At 68.2% G+C, this 15,336-nt stretch carries 15 protein-coding genes; 6 read left to right on the forward strand and 9 right to left on the reverse strand.

What is annotated here, in order from left to right:
* The first annotated feature begins 57 nt into the window (after positions 1–57).
* The 3 genes from VFB33_06390 (at position 58) to VFB33_06400 (ending at position 2,672) form a co-directional block, all read left to right on the forward strand.
* Complete coding sequence (locus VFB33_06390; GenBank protein ID HZO81307.1) at positions 58–1,605, forward strand: TonB family protein; 1,548 nt, start codon at positions 58–60, stop codon at positions 1,603–1,605.
* Between the two features lie 162 nt (positions 1,606–1,767).
* The gene (locus VFB33_06395) at positions 1,768–2,097 is read left to right on the forward strand and encodes an SCP2 sterol-binding domain-containing protein (protein ID HZO81308.1); all 330 of its coding nucleotides are present in this window, start codon (positions 1,768–1,770) and stop codon (positions 2,095–2,097) included.
* A gap of 284 nt (positions 2,098–2,381) precedes the next feature.
* Positions 2,382–2,672 carry a hypothetical protein gene (locus VFB33_06400; GenBank protein HZO81309.1) on the forward strand — a complete coding sequence of 97 codons (291 nt, stop codon included), beginning with the start codon at positions 2,382–2,384 and terminating at the stop codon, positions 2,670–2,672.
* A 102-nt stretch (positions 2,673–2,774) separates the two neighbouring features.
* Here the strand turns inward: VFB33_06400 and VFB33_06405 are convergent, their stop codons facing one another.
* The 4 genes from VFB33_06405 to VFB33_06420 all read right to left on the reverse strand — a co-directional run bounded on the left by VFB33_06405 (position 2,775) and on the right by VFB33_06420 (position 7,614).
* Positions 2,775–4,142: an ABC transporter permease gene (locus tag VFB33_06405; protein ID HZO81310.1), complete on the reverse strand. Its 1,368-nt coding sequence runs from the start codon at positions 4,140–4,142 to the stop codon at positions 2,775–2,777.
* A gap of 34 nt (positions 4,143–4,176) precedes the next feature.
* Entirely contained in the window at positions 4,177–5,397 is a 1,221-nt protein-coding gene (locus tag VFB33_06410) for a CoA transferase (GenBank protein ID HZO81311.1), read from the reverse strand.
* An 18-nt stretch (positions 5,398–5,415) separates the two neighbouring features.
* Positions 5,416–6,678 (reverse strand): CoA transferase, encoded by a 1,263-nt coding sequence (locus VFB33_06415; protein HZO81312.1) that lies wholly within the window; start codon positions 6,676–6,678, stop codon positions 5,416–5,418.
* A 123-nt stretch (positions 6,679–6,801) separates the two neighbouring features.
* Positions 6,802–7,614, reverse strand: coding sequence for a hypothetical protein (locus VFB33_06420; protein ID HZO81313.1), 813 nt, complete (start codon positions 7,612–7,614; stop codon positions 6,802–6,804).
* Positions 7,615–7,726: 112 nt separating this feature from the next.
* On the opposite strand from VFB33_06420, the gene VFB33_06425 reads away from it, so the two are divergent.
* The 3 genes from VFB33_06425 to VFB33_06435 all read left to right on the forward strand — a co-directional run bounded on the left by VFB33_06425 (position 7,727) and on the right by VFB33_06435 (position 9,790).
* The gene (locus VFB33_06425; protein ID HZO81314.1) at positions 7,727–9,109 is read left to right on the forward strand and encodes a replication-associated recombination protein A; all 1,383 of its coding nucleotides are present in this window, start codon (positions 7,727–7,729) and stop codon (positions 9,107–9,109) included.
* A 48-nt stretch (positions 9,110–9,157) separates the two neighbouring features.
* A complete protein-coding gene (locus VFB33_06430; protein ID HZO81315.1) occupies positions 9,158–9,421 on the forward strand; it encodes a hypothetical protein in 264 nt (87 codons plus the stop codon).
* Positions 9,422–9,514: 93 nt separating this feature from the next.
* Complete coding sequence (locus VFB33_06435) at positions 9,515–9,790, forward strand: hypothetical protein (GenBank protein ID HZO81316.1); 276 nt, start codon at positions 9,515–9,517, stop codon at positions 9,788–9,790.
* 99 nt (positions 9,791–9,889) lie between these two features.
* Here the strand turns inward: VFB33_06435 and VFB33_06440 are convergent, their stop codons facing one another.
* From VFB33_06440 to VFB33_06460, 5 genes are all read right to left on the reverse strand, one after another.
* The gene (locus VFB33_06440) at positions 9,890–10,171 is read right to left on the reverse strand and encodes an HU family DNA-binding protein (protein HZO81317.1); all 282 of its coding nucleotides are present in this window, start codon (positions 10,169–10,171) and stop codon (positions 9,890–9,892) included.
* A 223-nt stretch (positions 10,172–10,394) separates the two neighbouring features.
* Positions 10,395–11,129, reverse strand: a complete 735-nt coding sequence (gene truA, locus VFB33_06445) for a tRNA pseudouridine(38-40) synthase TruA (protein ID HZO81318.1) — start codon at positions 11,127–11,129, stop codon at positions 10,395–10,397.
* Between the two features lie 16 nt (positions 11,130–11,145).
* The gene (locus VFB33_06450; protein HZO81319.1) at positions 11,146–12,138 is read right to left on the reverse strand and encodes a hypothetical protein; all 993 of its coding nucleotides are present in this window, start codon (positions 12,136–12,138) and stop codon (positions 11,146–11,148) included.
* Between the two features lie 2 nt (positions 12,139–12,140).
* Positions 12,141–13,247, reverse strand: a complete 1,107-nt coding sequence (gene leuB / locus VFB33_06455) for a 3-isopropylmalate dehydrogenase (GenBank protein ID HZO81320.1) — start codon at positions 13,245–13,247, stop codon at positions 12,141–12,143.
* Positions 13,248–13,487: 240 nt separating this feature from the next.
* Complete coding sequence (locus VFB33_06460) at positions 13,488–15,068, reverse strand: 2-isopropylmalate synthase (protein ID HZO81321.1); 1,581 nt, start codon at positions 15,066–15,068, stop codon at positions 13,488–13,490.
* Between the last annotated feature and the right edge of the window lie 268 nt (positions 15,069–15,336).

Consider the following 15,336-nt stretch of genomic DNA (forward strand, 5'->3'; position numbering starts at 1 on the left):
CGGGTATCATTACCATCAAACGGCACCGGGGGATGCGGCGGGAGGCCGCGTTGAGTCATGAAGACCTGTCCGCGATGTGCCAGGACCTATCCCGATAGCGAAGCATTTTGCGAGCTTGACGGCACCGCGCTGGTTTCCGGCGCCGCCGCGCAAACCGCCCAGAGCGCCACGCCGATCGACGAGAGCGAGGGCGCAATCGAATGCCCAGTCTGCGGCGGCAAGGCCCAGCCGGGTGAGCTGGTCTGCAACTTCTGCGGCGCTCGCCTGGTGCCGGACGCCGGCCCCTCGGCTGGCGGGGTGGCCCCCGGCGGACCAGCGTCCTCCGCAAGCGCCCGGCGTTCCGCAGGTGGGGCGGCGCGGCGCAGCCCCGAGACTTTCGTCCCCGCCCAGGAGAAATTCACCTCGCGCGACTTTACTCCACCAGAGCCTGAAGAAGAGGAAGAGGAGGGGGGACGGCCGCTCCTGAGCATAATCGGCTACACGATCGCCGCGCTGGCGGCGCTCGCTGCCGGTGCTTGGCTTGCGCTCAGGCTGAGCTCGCATCCCGCGACCGAGCCGTCGAAGCTGGTTTCGGCCACGCCCGTTCCGAGTGCGGCGCCTGCCGCTGCTTCGCCAGTGGTCGAGTTGGCGAAGAGCGTATCGCTGCAAACGGTGGGTGCCTCGGCCTCGGCGCCCGAGCGCAGCACCGACGTTGCGCGCAAGGTTTTCGAGGACAATAAGAGCGCGCTGCTCGACAACTACCGGACGGTGCTGGCGGGCGGCGCGGCGGTCGATGACGGTATGATGGTGCGCCTGACAGTGGCGCCCAGCGGCGAGGTAACCGGCGCCGCGGTGCGCACCTCAACCGCACCGAACCCGGAACTGGATGCGGCAGTGGTCAAGTCGATGATGGGATGGAAGTTCGCGCCGTTCAACGGCGGCGAGGTGAGCGCAGACTATCCGATGATTTTCGCGCGCGATCCCGCGCAAGCCGCGGCTATCGATACGAGTCTGGCGACCAAGGTGGCCGCGCTGACTCCCGCCGAGACTCCCGAATACGCCTTTGCGCCGGCGCCGGCCGCGCCCGCCACGGCGCCGACGCCCGCGATGGAAGCGGCGGTGCCGCCGCTCGCGCCCGCGGTTGCGCCCGAGTCGAAGCCCAAGGTCCGGCACCGTCCGCGGCGGCTGGCCGCCGTGCCGCCGCGCCAGCCGCCGTTGCTCGAGCGGGTGCAATCGGCGCTGCGCTCCAATCGCAAGCTGGGACGGGTCAAGGCCTACACTACCGGCGGCGTCGTTACGCTGTACGGCAAGGTCTTTGACGACAACGGCAAGCGGCTGGCCGAGCGTACCGTGCGCGGAGTCAGCGGTGTGACCGACGTTATCGATCAGCTCACCACCGACAAGGCGCAGTGGGCCGCGGACGAATTGCGTATCACACAGGGTCTCGCCAACGCGGGGCTGAGCGGGGTCAAAGTCAAGGTCATCGGGCGCGATGCCTACCTGGACGGCGAGGTGCCAACCGACCTCGACCGCCAGCGCGCGGTGACAATCGCCGAGGGCGCGGCGGCAGTCAAAGTCCGCAGCAACCTGATTCGTGTGGCGCCCGGCCGCGTATTTGGCTTTTAGGCGCGGGTGGACCGGACAGGCTTCCTACAGACGAAGAGGCCTGCCTAATCGGGCGCCGGTTGGCGTCTTAGACCGCGCCAAGTATTGACAACGTTTTAGCTCCACGTTTAGACTGGGTCGCAAGAACCTATCGGTTTCCCCGCCAGGAGGTCCCGCTCACAAATGGCTGACGCCCCGTCTTCGTGCAAAGAAGCGTTCGATGCCATGCCGTCGCGGTTCAAAAAGGACGCGGCTAAGGGCATGAACGCAATCTACCAGTTCGACCTCTCTGGCGACGGCGGTGGCCAATGGCAGGTCATCATCAAGGATCAGACCTGCGAGGTGAAGGACGGCAAGGCGGCCTCGCCCAACATCACCATCTCGATGGCGGCCAAGGACTACCTCGACATGATCAACGGCAAGCTGAACGGCCAGATGGCGTTCATGACCGGAAAGCTGAAGATTTCCGGGGATATGGGGCTGGCCCTGCGTCTGCAAAGTCTCTTCGCCTAGACTGCGGGAATCCCGCACCCTCCCGGGTGCGCGGAAACATGGACAGGCCTCACAGGAACCTCGAAGAATCCCAACAGCGGCCCGAACTATCGCAGCAAAGCCGGAGCACGTCGCATCCGAGCCGCTATCGGGTCAGAACTGGATAACAATTTAGAGATTGGGCGGAGCGGCTGCGAATGTCGCGACTGGCGCGGACCTGAGGACCGCTCCGCTGTAGGCACTCGCCACATGGGATTTTTAACACCGGCCCGGCCCGGTGGGGGAGGAATAAGAAGACATCTCAAATGAGTCCGCAGGATACGCCACGCGGCATCGACAAGGAGAACGGCACCGGCATGGACGCTGACCAGAACAACGACTCGCTAGCCAACAAGCTCTCCGAAGAGCTGAGCAACTGGCGACGGCGGCGAACCACCGCACGGCCTCGACGCAACGAATCCGTCGCGCCCAGCAGCTCGCAGTCCGAGTCTGCGCGCACGATTCGGGTGCGCGGTCACGAAACGCTCGTGATTCGCAAGCCGAAGATGGTGACGAAGCCTTCCAACGCCAGCGATACCGACCGCGCCAATCAGTAGTTCTTTCTTCCCTAAGCGCCGCCCGTAACCGCAGGCGGTGAAGCAGCGGCCGCTCGTTTCAGGCTGAGGGCGGCAGAGTGTCATCTCCGCGCCCACCCGCCCTTAGGAGCGGAAGACCTCGACCGGCGTCTCACGCGCGGCCTGGCGCGCGGGATAGATCGTCGCCACGAAGCACAGCACCAACGAAGCCAGCGCCACCGCCACGAAGCTCAGCGGCTGGGCGTCGATCGGCAGGGTCGAAATGCCGTAGATGCGCGCCGGGATGTGGATGAACTGGTAGCGGGCGAGGGCAAAGCAGGTCGCCGCACCGACGACCAGCCCGGCCGCCGTGCCCGCTCCACCTACGACAAGCCCTTTGAGCTGGAAGATCCGCCGCACCTCGGTTGGCGTCGCCCCCATCGCGACCAACACTGCGATATCGCGCCGCTTCTCCATCACCACCATGATCAGCGTCGCAACCAGGTTGAATGCCGCCACTCCGATCAGCAGCAGCAGAACCAGCGCATAGACCCGCTTGAGCATCGCGAACCCGGCCGACGCCGCCTGGTCGTATTCCATCCAATTGGTCACCCGGAAGTCGCGCCCAAGAGTGCGGCGCAGCTCAGCCGTGACCTCAAGCGTCGCGTCGAGATTGCGCAGCTTGACTTCGATTCCGTCGGCGCGTTGGGGCCGCCCGAAGAAGTTCTGCGCCGCCCCGAGTCCCATGAAGATCACCTCGGAATCGATAAACTGGACGCCGGATTCGAACACTCCCGCGACCCGGAATTCGCCGCTGCGCGTGCTCAGCTCACCGTTGGAGCCCGAGATGATCGGCGCCACCAGCCGCACCGGATCTCCGGCCTTGACCTTGAGTTTGGCGGCCAGAGCTGACCCTACGAGCAGCCCGCCGACGGTGCCTGGCCGGCTGGCCTCGGTGGCATCCCCCCCAGCCGCAGGCGGTTGCGCTGGCCCCGCAGCGGCGGCTCCCGGCGGTCCTCCGCTCCGCGCTCGTGAAGATTTGCCTGCGGCGGCTCCGTTCGGCGGCGCGTCCTCGGCTGGAGTGAAGCCAGCCGCGATCTCTTTGATCGCCGCCGGCGCGACGTAGCGTCCGAGCTCGCTCAGAACCACGGGGTTATCCGGCTCGACGCCGCGCACCACGACGCCCGAGATCCCGCGGGCCGAGCTGATCATTCCCTGGCCCACGATAAAAGGGTCGGAACCCGCGACGCCGGCGACGCCGCCGATCCGAGCCTGCACCGATCCGTAGTCGGCGATCGCGCCAGTGAAGCTCTGGACCTGGACCTGGGGGCTGAGGCTCAGCAGGCGTTGGCGCAGGTTCGCCTCGAACCCGCTCATCACCGCCAGCATCACGATCAGGGCGGCGACGCCGATCATCACGCCGACCGCGGTGAAGAGCGTGGTCACCGAAATGAAGGCGTCCTTGCGCCGGGCGCGCAGATAGCGCAGCGCGATCGTCAGTTCGTAGCGCAAATCGATTCCGTTTGGCGGGGCACCCAGGCAGCGCTCAGAAAATCACCCGCTCTTCCTTGAGTTGCGCGATTTCGGCCGTGCTGAGTCCCATCATACCGCCCAGCACCTCGTCATTATGCTGCCCGAGCGTGGGCGCCGGGCTGCGCAACTCGCCGGGCGTGCGGCTCAGCCGATGCTGGAGGCCCTCGTAGGGCGACGGCCCCATCACTGGATGGTCGAGCCAGTGCCAGAAGCCGAAGGCGTCGAGGTTCTCGTCGTTGTGGATGTCCACGCAGTTCTGCACCGGGTAGGCGGCTATACCCGCGCCCTGGAGCTTCGCGGTGAGCGCGCGGACTTCGCACTCGCGCACCAGCTTGCCGACCAGTTCGTCGAGCGCGGCGCGGTTTTCGATCCGGCGCGCGGCGGTGGCGAAACGCTCGTCCGGCGGCGGAGCGCCGAGCGCCGCGACCATTGCGCCCCATTGCTCGTCGCCGTCCACCGCAATCGCGATCCAGCGCTCTTGGCCGTCTTCGTCGGCGCATCGGTAGGCGCCATGGGGCGCATAGCGCTCGGAGCGATTGCCTTGCGGACCCAGCACGCGTCCGCTTGCGAAGTAATCGACCAGTGCGGGCGCGAGATTGTGCAGCGCGGCCTCGTATTGCGCCATGTCGAGGTACTGACCGCGGCCCGTGCGCCGCCGATAGTCAAGCGCGGCGAGCAGAGCGCAGGCGGCCAGGCGGGGCGCGATGAAATCGGTATACGCGCCGTAGGGCGGGCACGGCGGCTCGCCCGGCGCATAGCCGGAGATGTGATAGAAGCCGCTGAGCGCCGCCATCAGCTGCCCGTACCCGGGGTACAGCGCGTTGGGCCCGGTCTGCCCCTGCATACAGGTCGAAAGCATGATCACGTCAGGCTTGAGACGGGAGAGATGCTCGTAGTCGAGCTCCCACTTGCGCAGCGCCTTGGGAGTGAAGCTCTCGGCCACGATGTCGGCCCACGGCAGCAGCCGCAGCACCAGCTCGCGCGCCTTGGGCTTGCTCAGATCCAGCGTGATGCTGCGTTTGGAGGTGTTGTAGCTGGCGAAGAACTGGCTGCGATCGATGCCCGGCTGGGCGTCCTTCCATGGCGGCGCCAGCCGCAGGACGTCGGGGCGCGCCAGCGACTCGACCCGGACAACGTCGGCGCCGTTGTCGGCCAGATACTTGGTCGTGATCGGGCCGACTCCGACCCAGGAGAAGTCCAATACGTGCACTCCCTCAAGCGCGTAGCGTCGCATCGTCGCCTCCCCGCCGGCTCAGATCGCGCCGATCGCGCGCAGGCGGCTCATCCGCCCGCCGTCGATTCCCATCAGCTCGCCCCATACCTCGCCGTTATGCTCGCCCAGGCGCGGGGCGCGGCGCGCCGGTCCGATCGGCGTGACGCTCATCTTGGCGAACGCGCCCGGCAGGGTCAGCGTGCGGCCCAGCGTGTCGTGTTCAATCCGGACGAAGTAGTTACGTGCCTTGAGCTGTTCGTCCTCGGCGATGTCGGCGGCGGTCGCGACCGGGGCGAGCAGGATGCGCCGCTTGAGGCCTTCGGCGTAGATCTCGCGCTTGGTCATGGTCGCGAAGAAGCGGCGCACGCGATCTTCGAGGTCGGCGATCTCTTCGAGGTCTTTTTCGGTCGCCTTCATCAGGATTCCTGGCACCCAGCTCGCCCAATCCTTGTCGATCATCCACTGCGCCGCGCAGCCCTTCTCGGCCATCCATCCCACCAGCCCCTTCATCGAGATGGCGCCCACACCGGGGCCGCCGGCGAGCAGGGTCGAGATGTAGCCGTCCTTGCAAGCGTACACCAGCTGGCGGCGCGAGCCGGTGGCCGAGTAGTACACGCCATCGCGCCGGATATAGTCGCCATGCATGATCGGCATCGCCTGTTCATTCATCAGCGTCCACACCACGCACGCCTGGGTGTTGACGATCACACGCTGCCCGCGGCCCTCGATCTCGCGCGGGTAATGGGCAAGGAGCGAGGCGACCGCGGCCTCGGCGCCGGCATGCAGCCCGGCCTGCGGCACACTCATCTCCAGCGGCGGCCTCCCCTTCTCGCCCATCATGAACATCGGGCCGCCCGAGGCCCACGAAACGATATCGGCGGCCTTGTAGTTGCGGGCCGGGCCGCTGTCGCCGAACGGCGTGATCGAGGCGTAGATGAGCCGCGGGTTGAGTTCGGCGAGCCGCTCGTAGCCGAGCCCCAGCGAGTCCATGTAGCCCGGCGCGAACGATTCGACCAGGAAGTCCGACTTGCGCGCGAGGTCTTCCAGCAGCGCGCGGCCGTCGGCCGACTCTAGGTTGAGCGTCACCGAGCGCTTGCCCGCCTGGTAGGCGATGAAATAGAGCCCGCGGTCGGGGCCCGGCTGGTCGTCGAGAAACGGCGGGATACGCCTAGTCGGGCATCCGGAGGGCGGCTCGACCTTGACCACGTCGGCGCCCAGATCGGCGAAGATCTTGCCGCAGAGCGCGCCGCGCTCGTCGGTCAGATCGAGCATCCGAAATCCGCTGAGCAGTTCGCTGGCCATCGCGACTCCTGTTCCGGGAAGGCCGGAGGATGCTGCGGCGCGCAGGCCCTGGGAGGCGCCGCCGCTCGCTACGCGCGATTGTATCGTTATCCAGGCGGGGATTCGAACCCGCCGCCGCGCAGCTCAGCGCAGCGGGCCGCCGGCGGCCCGCGCGGCGCCGATCGCGGTGGCGTAGTCGGCGTGTTCGGGGATCGTGAAGCGGCCGAGCAGGGCAAGCCGCTTCTGACGCTGCATGAAGCGGAAAACCCGCGTCAGCTTGCCGGTGAGCACGATGTCCTGAAGGCCGCTGGCACGCGCGGCGGCCAGGCTCAGCACGCTGACCGCTTCGACGATCATGTTCATGATCGCGAGCGCCTTGTCCTCGGCAGTCGCGTCGGCGGTGATCTTGCCGAAGTTCGAGGCGGTGGTGCCGGGCGGCAGGTCGCCCAGCGGGCCACCCGCGATGTCGCGCACGGTAAGGTCGATGCGGGCCAAGTCGCCGCGCTGCGCCAGCGCTTCGAGCGTCTCCAGCGTCGAGACCCCGAGCATGTGCTTGGAGAGCCCGCGCAGCGTGCCGCCGCCGAGCCCGGTGCCGCCGAAGTGCTCGATCTTGTCGCCGTGGACCGCGACCAGCGCGGTGCCGGTGCCGAGCGAAACCACCAGCGCGTCGCGCTTGCCGCACAGCGAGGTCCCGCCGATTCCGATCGCGGTGAATTCGCTAACCTTGATCACCGGCCGCCCGAACAGGGTGTCCGACAGCGCGCGCGAGCCGGCGCCGGTTGCCGCCACGCAGGCCACCTGCTCGAGCCGGAGGTTGTTCTGTTCGATGAGCTTGCCGAGCGCGCCGGCCGCCGCCGCGACCGGGTCGTTGGCCTCGATCGTGACGACGTGGTAGTCGCCGTTGTCAACGGTGACCGCGTCGGTGGTGGATCCGCCGATGTCGATTCCGACGATCATCAGGTGGTGCCGGCGCCGTGTGTCCAGCCCACCCAAGGCTAGAACACCCACGGCCCGTCGGTAAATAGGCCCCGGATGCGGGTGGGCGGAGCGCTGTGATAGGGTTTGCGCCATGGCCCGGCGCAAGTCTGGTGCGGAGCCCACGCTCTTTGCCGCGCGCAAGCCGGCGGCCCAGCCGCTGGCCGATCGGATGCGTCCGCAGAGGCTCGACGAGGTCGTCGGCCAGGACCACCTGCTCGGCGCGGGCAAGCTGTTGCACCGCACGCTGGAAGCCGGCAGCCTGCCGTCGGTCATCCTGTGGGGGCCGCCCGGCAGCGGCAAGACGACACTCGCGCTGCTGCTCGCGCGCCAGTCGGGCGCCGCGATGCGCACGATTGCGGCGGTCACCGCGGGGGTCGCCGACCTGCGCGAGGCGGTCGAGGCGGCGCAGCGCGAGCTCGACGCCAGCGGGCGGCGCACGGTCGTCTTCATCGACGAGATCCATCGATGGAACCGGGGGCAGCAGGACGCGATCCTGCCCCACGTCGAGAGCGGACTCATCACGCTTATCGGCGCGACCACCGAGAACCCGTCCTTCGAGGTGATCGCGCCGCTGCTCTCGCGTACCCGCGTGCTGGTGCTGCGCGCGCTCGGCGACGAGGACATCACGACGATCGTCAGGCGCGCACTGGCCGATCCCGAGCGCGGGCTCGGCCGCAGCGGGCTCGCGCTGGAGGACGAATCGCTTGCCGAGCTGGTGCGCTTTGCCGCGGGCGACGCGCGCCGCGCGCTCAACACCTTGGAAGTCGCGGCGACGCTTGCCCGCCAAGCCGGGAGCGCGGCGATTGCGCCCGAGCACGTGCGTGAGGCGGCGCAGCAGAAGACCCTGCTCTACGACCGCGCAGGCGAGGAGCACTACAACGTCGTCTCCGCCTTCATCAAGAGCCTGCGCGGCTCCGACCCCGACGCCGCGATGTACTGGATGACGCGGATGATCGAGGCGGGCGAGGATCCGCTGTTCATCGCGCGCCGGATGGTGATTTTCGCGGCCGAGGACGTCGGCAACGCCGATCCGCGCGCGCTCCAGGTCGCGATGGCGGTCAAGGAGGCGGTCGATTTCGTCGGGATGCCGGAGGGCGCGATCCCGCTGGCGCAGGGTGTGACCTATCTCGCCTGCGCGCCCAAATCCAACGCGTCGTACCGCGCGATGCTGGCGGCGCGTTCCGACGCGCTCGAGCGCGGGGCGTTGCCCGTGCCGCTCCATCTGCGCAACGCGCCGACGCCGCTGATGCGCAAGCTCGGCTACGCCGAGGGTTACCGCTACCCGCATAACTCAGAAGGCGCGATCAACGAGCAGCGGTACATGCCGGTCGAGCTCGGCGAGCGGATTTACTACGAGCCCTCCGAGCGCGGCTACGAGAGCCGGATGCGTGAGTACCTCGAACGCGCGCGGATGGCGCGCCGCGGCGGGGGACGATCCGCCCCGCCGCCGGCGGCGAAAAAACCCGGCGGATAAGGCCCGACGCGCGCCGGGAGCGTCGAGTCAGCAAGCGGAGGCCGCGTGATGGGAGCGGAAAAGGATCGCGAAGCGTGGGTCGAGCTGCCGAGCGAGCAGGAGATGCTCGCGTCATTCCCCGCCGACCATCCCTACAGCATCGGCGCCGGGCGGGTGCCGGCGATGGCGCGCCTGGTCGCGGCGCATCCGGGGATCGCTCCCTATTTTCAACGCTTGGTCGCGCGAATCATGTTCGGCGCGGGCGCGCTTGCGCGCGCCGAGCGCGAGATGGTTGCGGCGGTGGCAGCCGCCGCCCAGGATTGCCATTACTGAACCCAGTCCCACGCAGAGTTTCTGCGTGTCGAGGGCGGCGACTCCGAGCTGATCGAGGCGATCAAGGCCAGGCGATGGCGCGAGCTCAGGACGTTGAACGCGCGCGAGCGCGCGTTGTGCGCAGTGGCGGAGAAGCTCAGCGCCGAAGCGGTGCGGATGACCGAGGAGGACTGGAAACCGTTGCGCGAGTTGGGTTTCGACGATCGCGCCTGCCTCGAAGTCGCGCACATCGTCGGGGTCTTCAACTACCTGACGCGGCTGGCTGACGGCTTCGGTCTGCGGCTCGATGCGCCGGTCGCCGAAGCGTCGCGCTCAAGGATTGCGCTGCGCCAGCCGCGCGCGGAGGGCGGCGCCGAGCGCCCGGGTTAACGCGCTCCGGCTCCGCGGCCGCAACTGAAATGGAAGCGGAACGGCGAGGCCGAAGAGGGCTTCGGCCTCGCGCCCCGTCAAAATCACAATCGCCCGCCTCTAGCGCGCGCCGAGCACCGCGTCCTTGAGCGACTTGGCGGGGGTGAAGCGCAGGCGGGTGCGCGCCGGAATCTTGATCTGTTCCCCGGTGGCCGGATTGCGGCCCATCCGCGCCTTGGTCTTGCGCTTGCGGAAAATCCCCAGCCCCGCCAGGCGCAGCGAACCCTCTTTCTTGAGCTCGCGCACGACCAGGCCGGTGAGCTCCTCCAGCACGCTCTTGGCTTCCTTCTTCGAAATTTTGACCTTGTCGGCGAGATGCGCCGCGACCTGCGACTGCGTCATCATCATCCTCCTTGTCGGCGAGAGTGATTCCCGCAAGCAGAGCGTGAACCACGATCACGCGTTTTGCAAGACACAGCCGCCCGAAAATGCGCGTATTTCTTAAGAACCACAACGATTTTTCAACAGCTCCTGCGCGCGCCCGTTGGGGCAGAAGCGTTTTTTGCAACCCCCGTTCAAAGCCGCCCGTCCCGTCGGGAATTTTGCAACCTGCGCTGGCCGGGCGCTAGTAACGAACCTCGACCAGGTAAAGTCCGGCGGCGGGCGCCGGCGCCGGCGCGAGCGCGCGCTCGCCGCGCGCGAGCAGCTTGGCAAGTGCTTCAGCGCTGTACTTCCCACGCCCGACTTCGGCCATCGCTGCCACCATCGTGCGCACCATGTGGCGCAAAAAGGCGGTCGCCTCGACGCGGTAGACGAGCAGGCTCGGCTCCGCGCGCCGCCACGCGCTGAATTCGACGCGCCGCACCGTGGTTTTTTCTTCCGAGCCGAGCGAGCGAAAGGCGGCGAAATCGTGCTCACCGACGAAGACCCGCGCAGCCGCGTTCATCGCGTCGAGGTCGAGCGGCTCGCGCACATGCCATGCGTAGTTGCGCTCGAACACCGACGGCAGCGGCCGGTTGAGCACCCGATACTCGTAGATTCGCAGCCGCGCGTCGCGCCGCGGGTCGAAATTCTCAGCCACCTCGGCGGCCTCCAGCACCACGATATCCGCCGCCAGCATCGCGTTGAGCGCGCGCGCAAGCTCGGCCGGGTCAAAGCGCCGCGGCAGCCGCGCCGCCGCCACCTGTCCGCGCGCATGGACGCCGGCGTCGGTGCGGCCGGCGCCGCGCACGCGCACTGGCGCGCCGAAAATCCGCGCCAGCGCCTCCTCCAGGCGCGCCTGGATTGAATCCTGGCCGCTCTGGATCTGCCATCCGGAATAATTGCTGCCGTCGTATTCGAGCCGCAGACGGACCTGCATCGTGGGCTGCGCCGGCCTAGGCCGCGCCGGGTGCCTCGGCCGCGGCGAGTTTCTCGGCTATCCACACCGCGTCGAGCGCGGCGAGGCGGGCGCTGTCGAATGCGCACCAGATCGCGGCGCCCGCGCCGTGCACGCTGAGCCTGACCAGTACGGCCTCCTGGCCGATCGCGTCGATCACGCTCGCCTTCGCCTCCTCGCTCTCCATCATCAGGATTCCCGGCGCGGCGCGTAGCCGCGCCGGCAGCTCGGCGGGCGCGGGCGGATCGGAAATCAGCACGGTCATCGCCGAGCCGTGCAGCACGGCGATAGTTACGGTCTCGACGAGCAGCCGGGGCGCCGCGTGCACGAGCGCAGCGGCTTGCGCGGATAGCGCGGCAGCGAGTTCGCCCGCGGGATCTCCAGGTGACGCGTTGAAAGCGCGTTGCGGCTCGCCTTCCTCGAGGCTGTGCGCGCCGCTCAGCAGTGCGCCCGCCTCGCGCGCAACTTCCTCGACGCTCTGGCGCCCCTCGGCGCTGGCGCCGAGCATCACCGTCGCGCATACAGTGCGGTTTTGCGCGCCGGCCGCGCCGATAATCGTCGCGAGCACGTGGGCCGCGGGATGGGCGATCGCGACGGTTCTGCCGCGCGCTGCGATTTGCGCGATTGACTCGGGCGCCTCGAATCCGGGCGCCACCAGCGGAATCGCCGCCGACGGTGCGCGCGTCGCCGCGCTCAGGTCAACGAGCGCGGGTCCGGGCCGCGCGCGGATAATGTCCGCGGCGACGCTCGGTGGAACGGCGAGGAATGCGATATCGAAGTGCGCGAGCGCGGCGGGCTCGTCGAGTTCGGCGACGCGCTGCTCGCTGCCGTAGGCTTCGAGCGTCTGCGCGGCGCCGCGCGCGGTCGCATACAGCGCCAGTTCGGCGCAGGGCACTGCGCGCGCGTCGAGTAGCTCGACGATCTGGGTGCCGACTGCGCCGGTCGCGCCGACGACGGCGATTTTCACCTCGCGGCGGTGCGCCGCGGCCATACCTACGCTTCCGTGGCCTCGAGCCGTTCGCGCACCAGCCGACCCATCGCCTTGCAGCCGACAGTTTTGGTCCCGGCGCCGCCGCCCAGATCGCGCGTGCGATAGCCCTCGCGCACCACCGCCTCGACCGCCTGCGCGATCGTTTCGGCCTCGGCACGCATCCCGAGCGAATGCTCGAGCAACATCGCGGCCGAGAGGATGGCGGCGAGCGGATTGGCTTCGTCGCGGCCGGCGATGTCGGGCGCGCTGCCGTGGATCGGCTCGAACAGCCCGACCCGGCATCCCGCGCCGTTGAGCTCGTCGCCCAGCGAGGCCGACGGCAGCAGACCCATCGAACCCGCCAGCACCGACGCCTCGTCGGTCAGGATGTCGCCGAACATGTTCTCGGTGACGACGACGTCGAAGTCGCGTGGGCGGCGGATCAGATGCATCGCCATCGAATCAACGAGTTGGTTCTCGAAGGTGACGTCGGTGTACTCGGAAGCGAGCTCGCTTGCGATTTCGCGCCACAGGCGCGAGGTCGCAAGGATGTTGGCTTTGTCCACCGAGGTCAGGCGCTTGCGCCGGTTGCGCGCCAGTTCGAAGCCGTAGCGCAGGACACGCGTGATCTCCTCTTCGTTGTACGTGCAGGTATCGACCGCCTCGCGCTGGTCGCCGTGCATCCGCCGCTCGGATGGCTTGCCGTAGTAGATGCCTCCCGTCAGCTCGCGGATCACGACCAGGTCGACGCCGTTGACGATTTCCTGGCGCAGCGGCGAGGCCGCGGTCAGCTCCTTGATCGCCTTGACCGGGCGCACGTTGGCGAACAGGCCGAGCTCCTTGCGCAGGGTCAGCAGCGCTTGCTCGGGGCGCTGGTCGGCTCTGGGGTTGTCCCACTTGGGGCCGCCGACCGCGCCGAGGAGGATGGCGTCGCTGTCGCGCGCTTGTTTGAGCACGTCGTCGGGCAGCGGGGTGCCAAACTGGTCAAGCGCATGACCGCCGACGGGTGCTTCCTTGAACTCGAGCGCGAGCGCGGCGTTACGCGCGACGATCTTGAGCACCTGCAAGGCCTCGCCCACGACTTCGGGGCCGATACCGTCACCCTTGAGAACCAGAATCTTGTAGGCCATCTAAATTTGCGCAGTAACGGCCGCGAAAGTGCGGTCCGTGTAGAGCCAGGTCGGTTGAGCGCGGTCAGGAGCGGTGCGCGGCGACACAACCAGCGGTTGGCGGCTCTTGCGGCGGCGCGCTCTTCCCCCTTCTTTCAATCCTCGCGGCGTGCGGCGCACCGACGTGCGCCGCTCGACGCCATAAGCACTTAGCCCAACGCCACTGCCGCGGCAAGCCCTGCGCCGCTTGGCGCGGTCCGCTCAAGGCCCGTCGGCGGGGCGGGGCGCCTGATGCGTGCGCGCGCGCAGACGGTTGAGCGCGTTGACCAGCGCCAGCGCGCTCGCCATCACGATGTCGCTGTGGGCGCCCTGTCCGGCAACCGTCATCCCGTCGGCGCGCACCAGGCAGCTCACCTCGCCGAGCGCGTCGGTGCCGCCGGTGATCGCTTTGACCGAGTAGCGTTCGAGCGCCGGCTGCACGCCGGCCAGCTTGTAGATCGCCTTGTAGCACGCGTCCACCATCCCGTCGCCGGTCGCCTCGGCGACTCGCTCCTCGCCGTCGCCCGTCCGCATCGTGACGATCGCATGCGGCGTGCTGCGCGCCGACGAGGTCACCTGGACGTCGACCAGCTCGAACTGGTCGGCGGTGCGGCGGGTTTCCTCGGTGACGAGGGCCAGGATGTCGTCGTCGTACACGACCTTCTTCTTGTCACACAGCGCCTTGAACTCGGCGAAGGCGCGGTTGACGTCGAGCGCCGACGTGTCGACGCCGAGCTCGGTCAGCCGATTGACGAAGGCGTGGCGGCCCGAATGCTTGCCCAGCACGAGCTTGTTGGAGGGGATCCCGATGTCCTCGGGCTTCATGATCTCGTAGGTCAGCTTGTGCTTGAGTACGCCGTCCTGATGGATGCCGGCCTCGTGGGCGAAGGCGTTGTCGCCGACCACGGGCTTGTTGGGCGGCACCGCCTGGCCGATGATCTGCGAGAGCAGGCGCGAGGCGGGATAGATCTGGCGGGTGTCGATCCCGGTGCGCACGCGCATCAGGTCCTTGCGCGTCCGCAGCGCCATCACGACCTCCTCCATCGAGGTGTTGCCGGCGCGCTCGCCGATGCCGTTGATCGTGCATTCGACCTGACGCGCGCCGTTGCGGATCGCGGCCAGCGAGTTGGCGACCGCAAGGCCGAGATCGTTATGGCAATGCGCGCTCCACACCACGCGCTCGGCGCCTTCGACGGTGCGCCGCATGTAGGCGAACATCTCGCCGAACTCCTCGGGGATCGCGTGGCCAGTGGTGTCGGGCAGGTTGATGATGCGCGCGCCGGCGCGGATAACCTCGGCGCAAAGCTTGGCCATGAACTCCCACTCCGAGCGCGAGGCGTCCTCGCAGGAGAACTCGATGTAGTCGAGGTGGCGCTTGGCGCGCGCCACCGCCCAGGTCGCCGCGGCGAGCACATCCTCGCGCGTCATGTTGAGCTTGTACTTGAGATGGATGTCGGAGGTCGCGATGAAGATGTGGATGCCGGGGTTTTTGGCCTTCTCCACCGCGCGCAGCGCCGCGTCGACGTCCTCCTCGCGGGTGCGCGAGAGGCTGAGCACGGTCGGGCGGGTGAGCGCGTCGGCGATGCGAGTTACGGACTCGAAGTCGCCCGGCGAGGAGGCGGCGAAGCCGGCCTCGATGATGTCCACGCCGAGGCGCTCGAGCTGGCGCGCGATCGCGAGCTTCTCCTCGACGTTCATCGTGCATCCGGGCGATTGCTCGCCGTCGCGCAGGGTGGTGTCGAAGATGCGGACGTAGTCGGGGTCGGGCAGGATGTCGCGGACATCGTTTATCGTCTTGGCCATCGGCGTCTCTCTCCCCTCTCGACGTCCCGGCTGCGCGGGCCTCGTGCCGCACGACGCGCAAATAAGAAAACGCCCCGGGCGGCCTGTTTGGCCCATCGCCCGGGGCGTTCGCTTCAAGCTTTAAAGTCGCTGCGCTTTAAGCCTGCTCGGCGACGCTCCCGGCGTGGGCCCCAATAAGGCCCAGGCTAAGCAGCAGTCCGAGCAGCAGAGTCAACGTCAGCGACATGCCCCGTATCTTAAACGCCACTCGCCGGAGCGTCAAGGTGCC

It is taken from the genome of Candidatus Binataceae bacterium (assembly GCA_035650475.1).
GTDB lineage: Bacteria > Desulfobacterota > Binatia > Binatales > Binataceae > JAKAVN01.

Coding starts and splice junctions, on each gene's coding strand:
- VFB33_06390 (HZO81307.1), top strand. CDS start 58: ATGAAGACCTGTCCGCGATGTGCCAGGACCTATCCCGATAGCGAAGCA.
- VFB33_06395 (HZO81308.1), top strand. CDS start 1,768: ATGGCTGACGCCCCGTCTTCGTGCAAAGAAGCGTTCGATGCCATGCCG.
- VFB33_06400 (HZO81309.1), top strand. CDS start 2,382: ATGAGTCCGCAGGATACGCCACGCGGCATCGACAAGGAGAACGGCACC.
- VFB33_06410 (HZO81311.1), bottom strand. CDS start 5,397: ATGCGACGCTACGCGCTTGAGGGAGTGCACGTATTGGACTTCTCCTGG.
- VFB33_06415 (HZO81312.1), bottom strand. CDS start 6,678: ATGGCCAGCGAACTGCTCAGCGGATTTCGGATGCTCGATCTGACCGAC.
- VFB33_06420 (HZO81313.1), bottom strand. CDS start 7,614: ATGATCGTCGGAATCGACATCGGCGGATCCACCACCGACGCGGTCACC.
- VFB33_06425 (HZO81314.1), top strand. CDS start 7,727: ATGGCCCGGCGCAAGTCTGGTGCGGAGCCCACGCTCTTTGCCGCGCGC.
- VFB33_06430 (HZO81315.1), top strand. CDS start 9,158: ATGGGAGCGGAAAAGGATCGCGAAGCGTGGGTCGAGCTGCCGAGCGAG.
- VFB33_06440 (HZO81317.1), bottom strand. CDS start 10,171: ATGACGCAGTCGCAGGTCGCGGCGCATCTCGCCGACAAGGTCAAAATT.
- truA (HZO81318.1), bottom strand. CDS start 11,129: ATGCAGGTCCGTCTGCGGCTCGAATACGACGGCAGCAATTATTCCGGA.
- VFB33_06450 (HZO81319.1), bottom strand. CDS start 12,138: ATGGCCGCGGCGCACCGCCGCGAGGTGAAAATCGCCGTCGTCGGCGCG.
- leuB (HZO81320.1), bottom strand. CDS start 13,247: ATGGCCTACAAGATTCTGGTTCTCAAGGGTGACGGTATCGGCCCCGAA.
- VFB33_06460 (HZO81321.1), bottom strand. CDS start 15,068: ATGGCCAAGACGATAAACGATGTCCGCGACATCCTGCCCGACCCCGAC.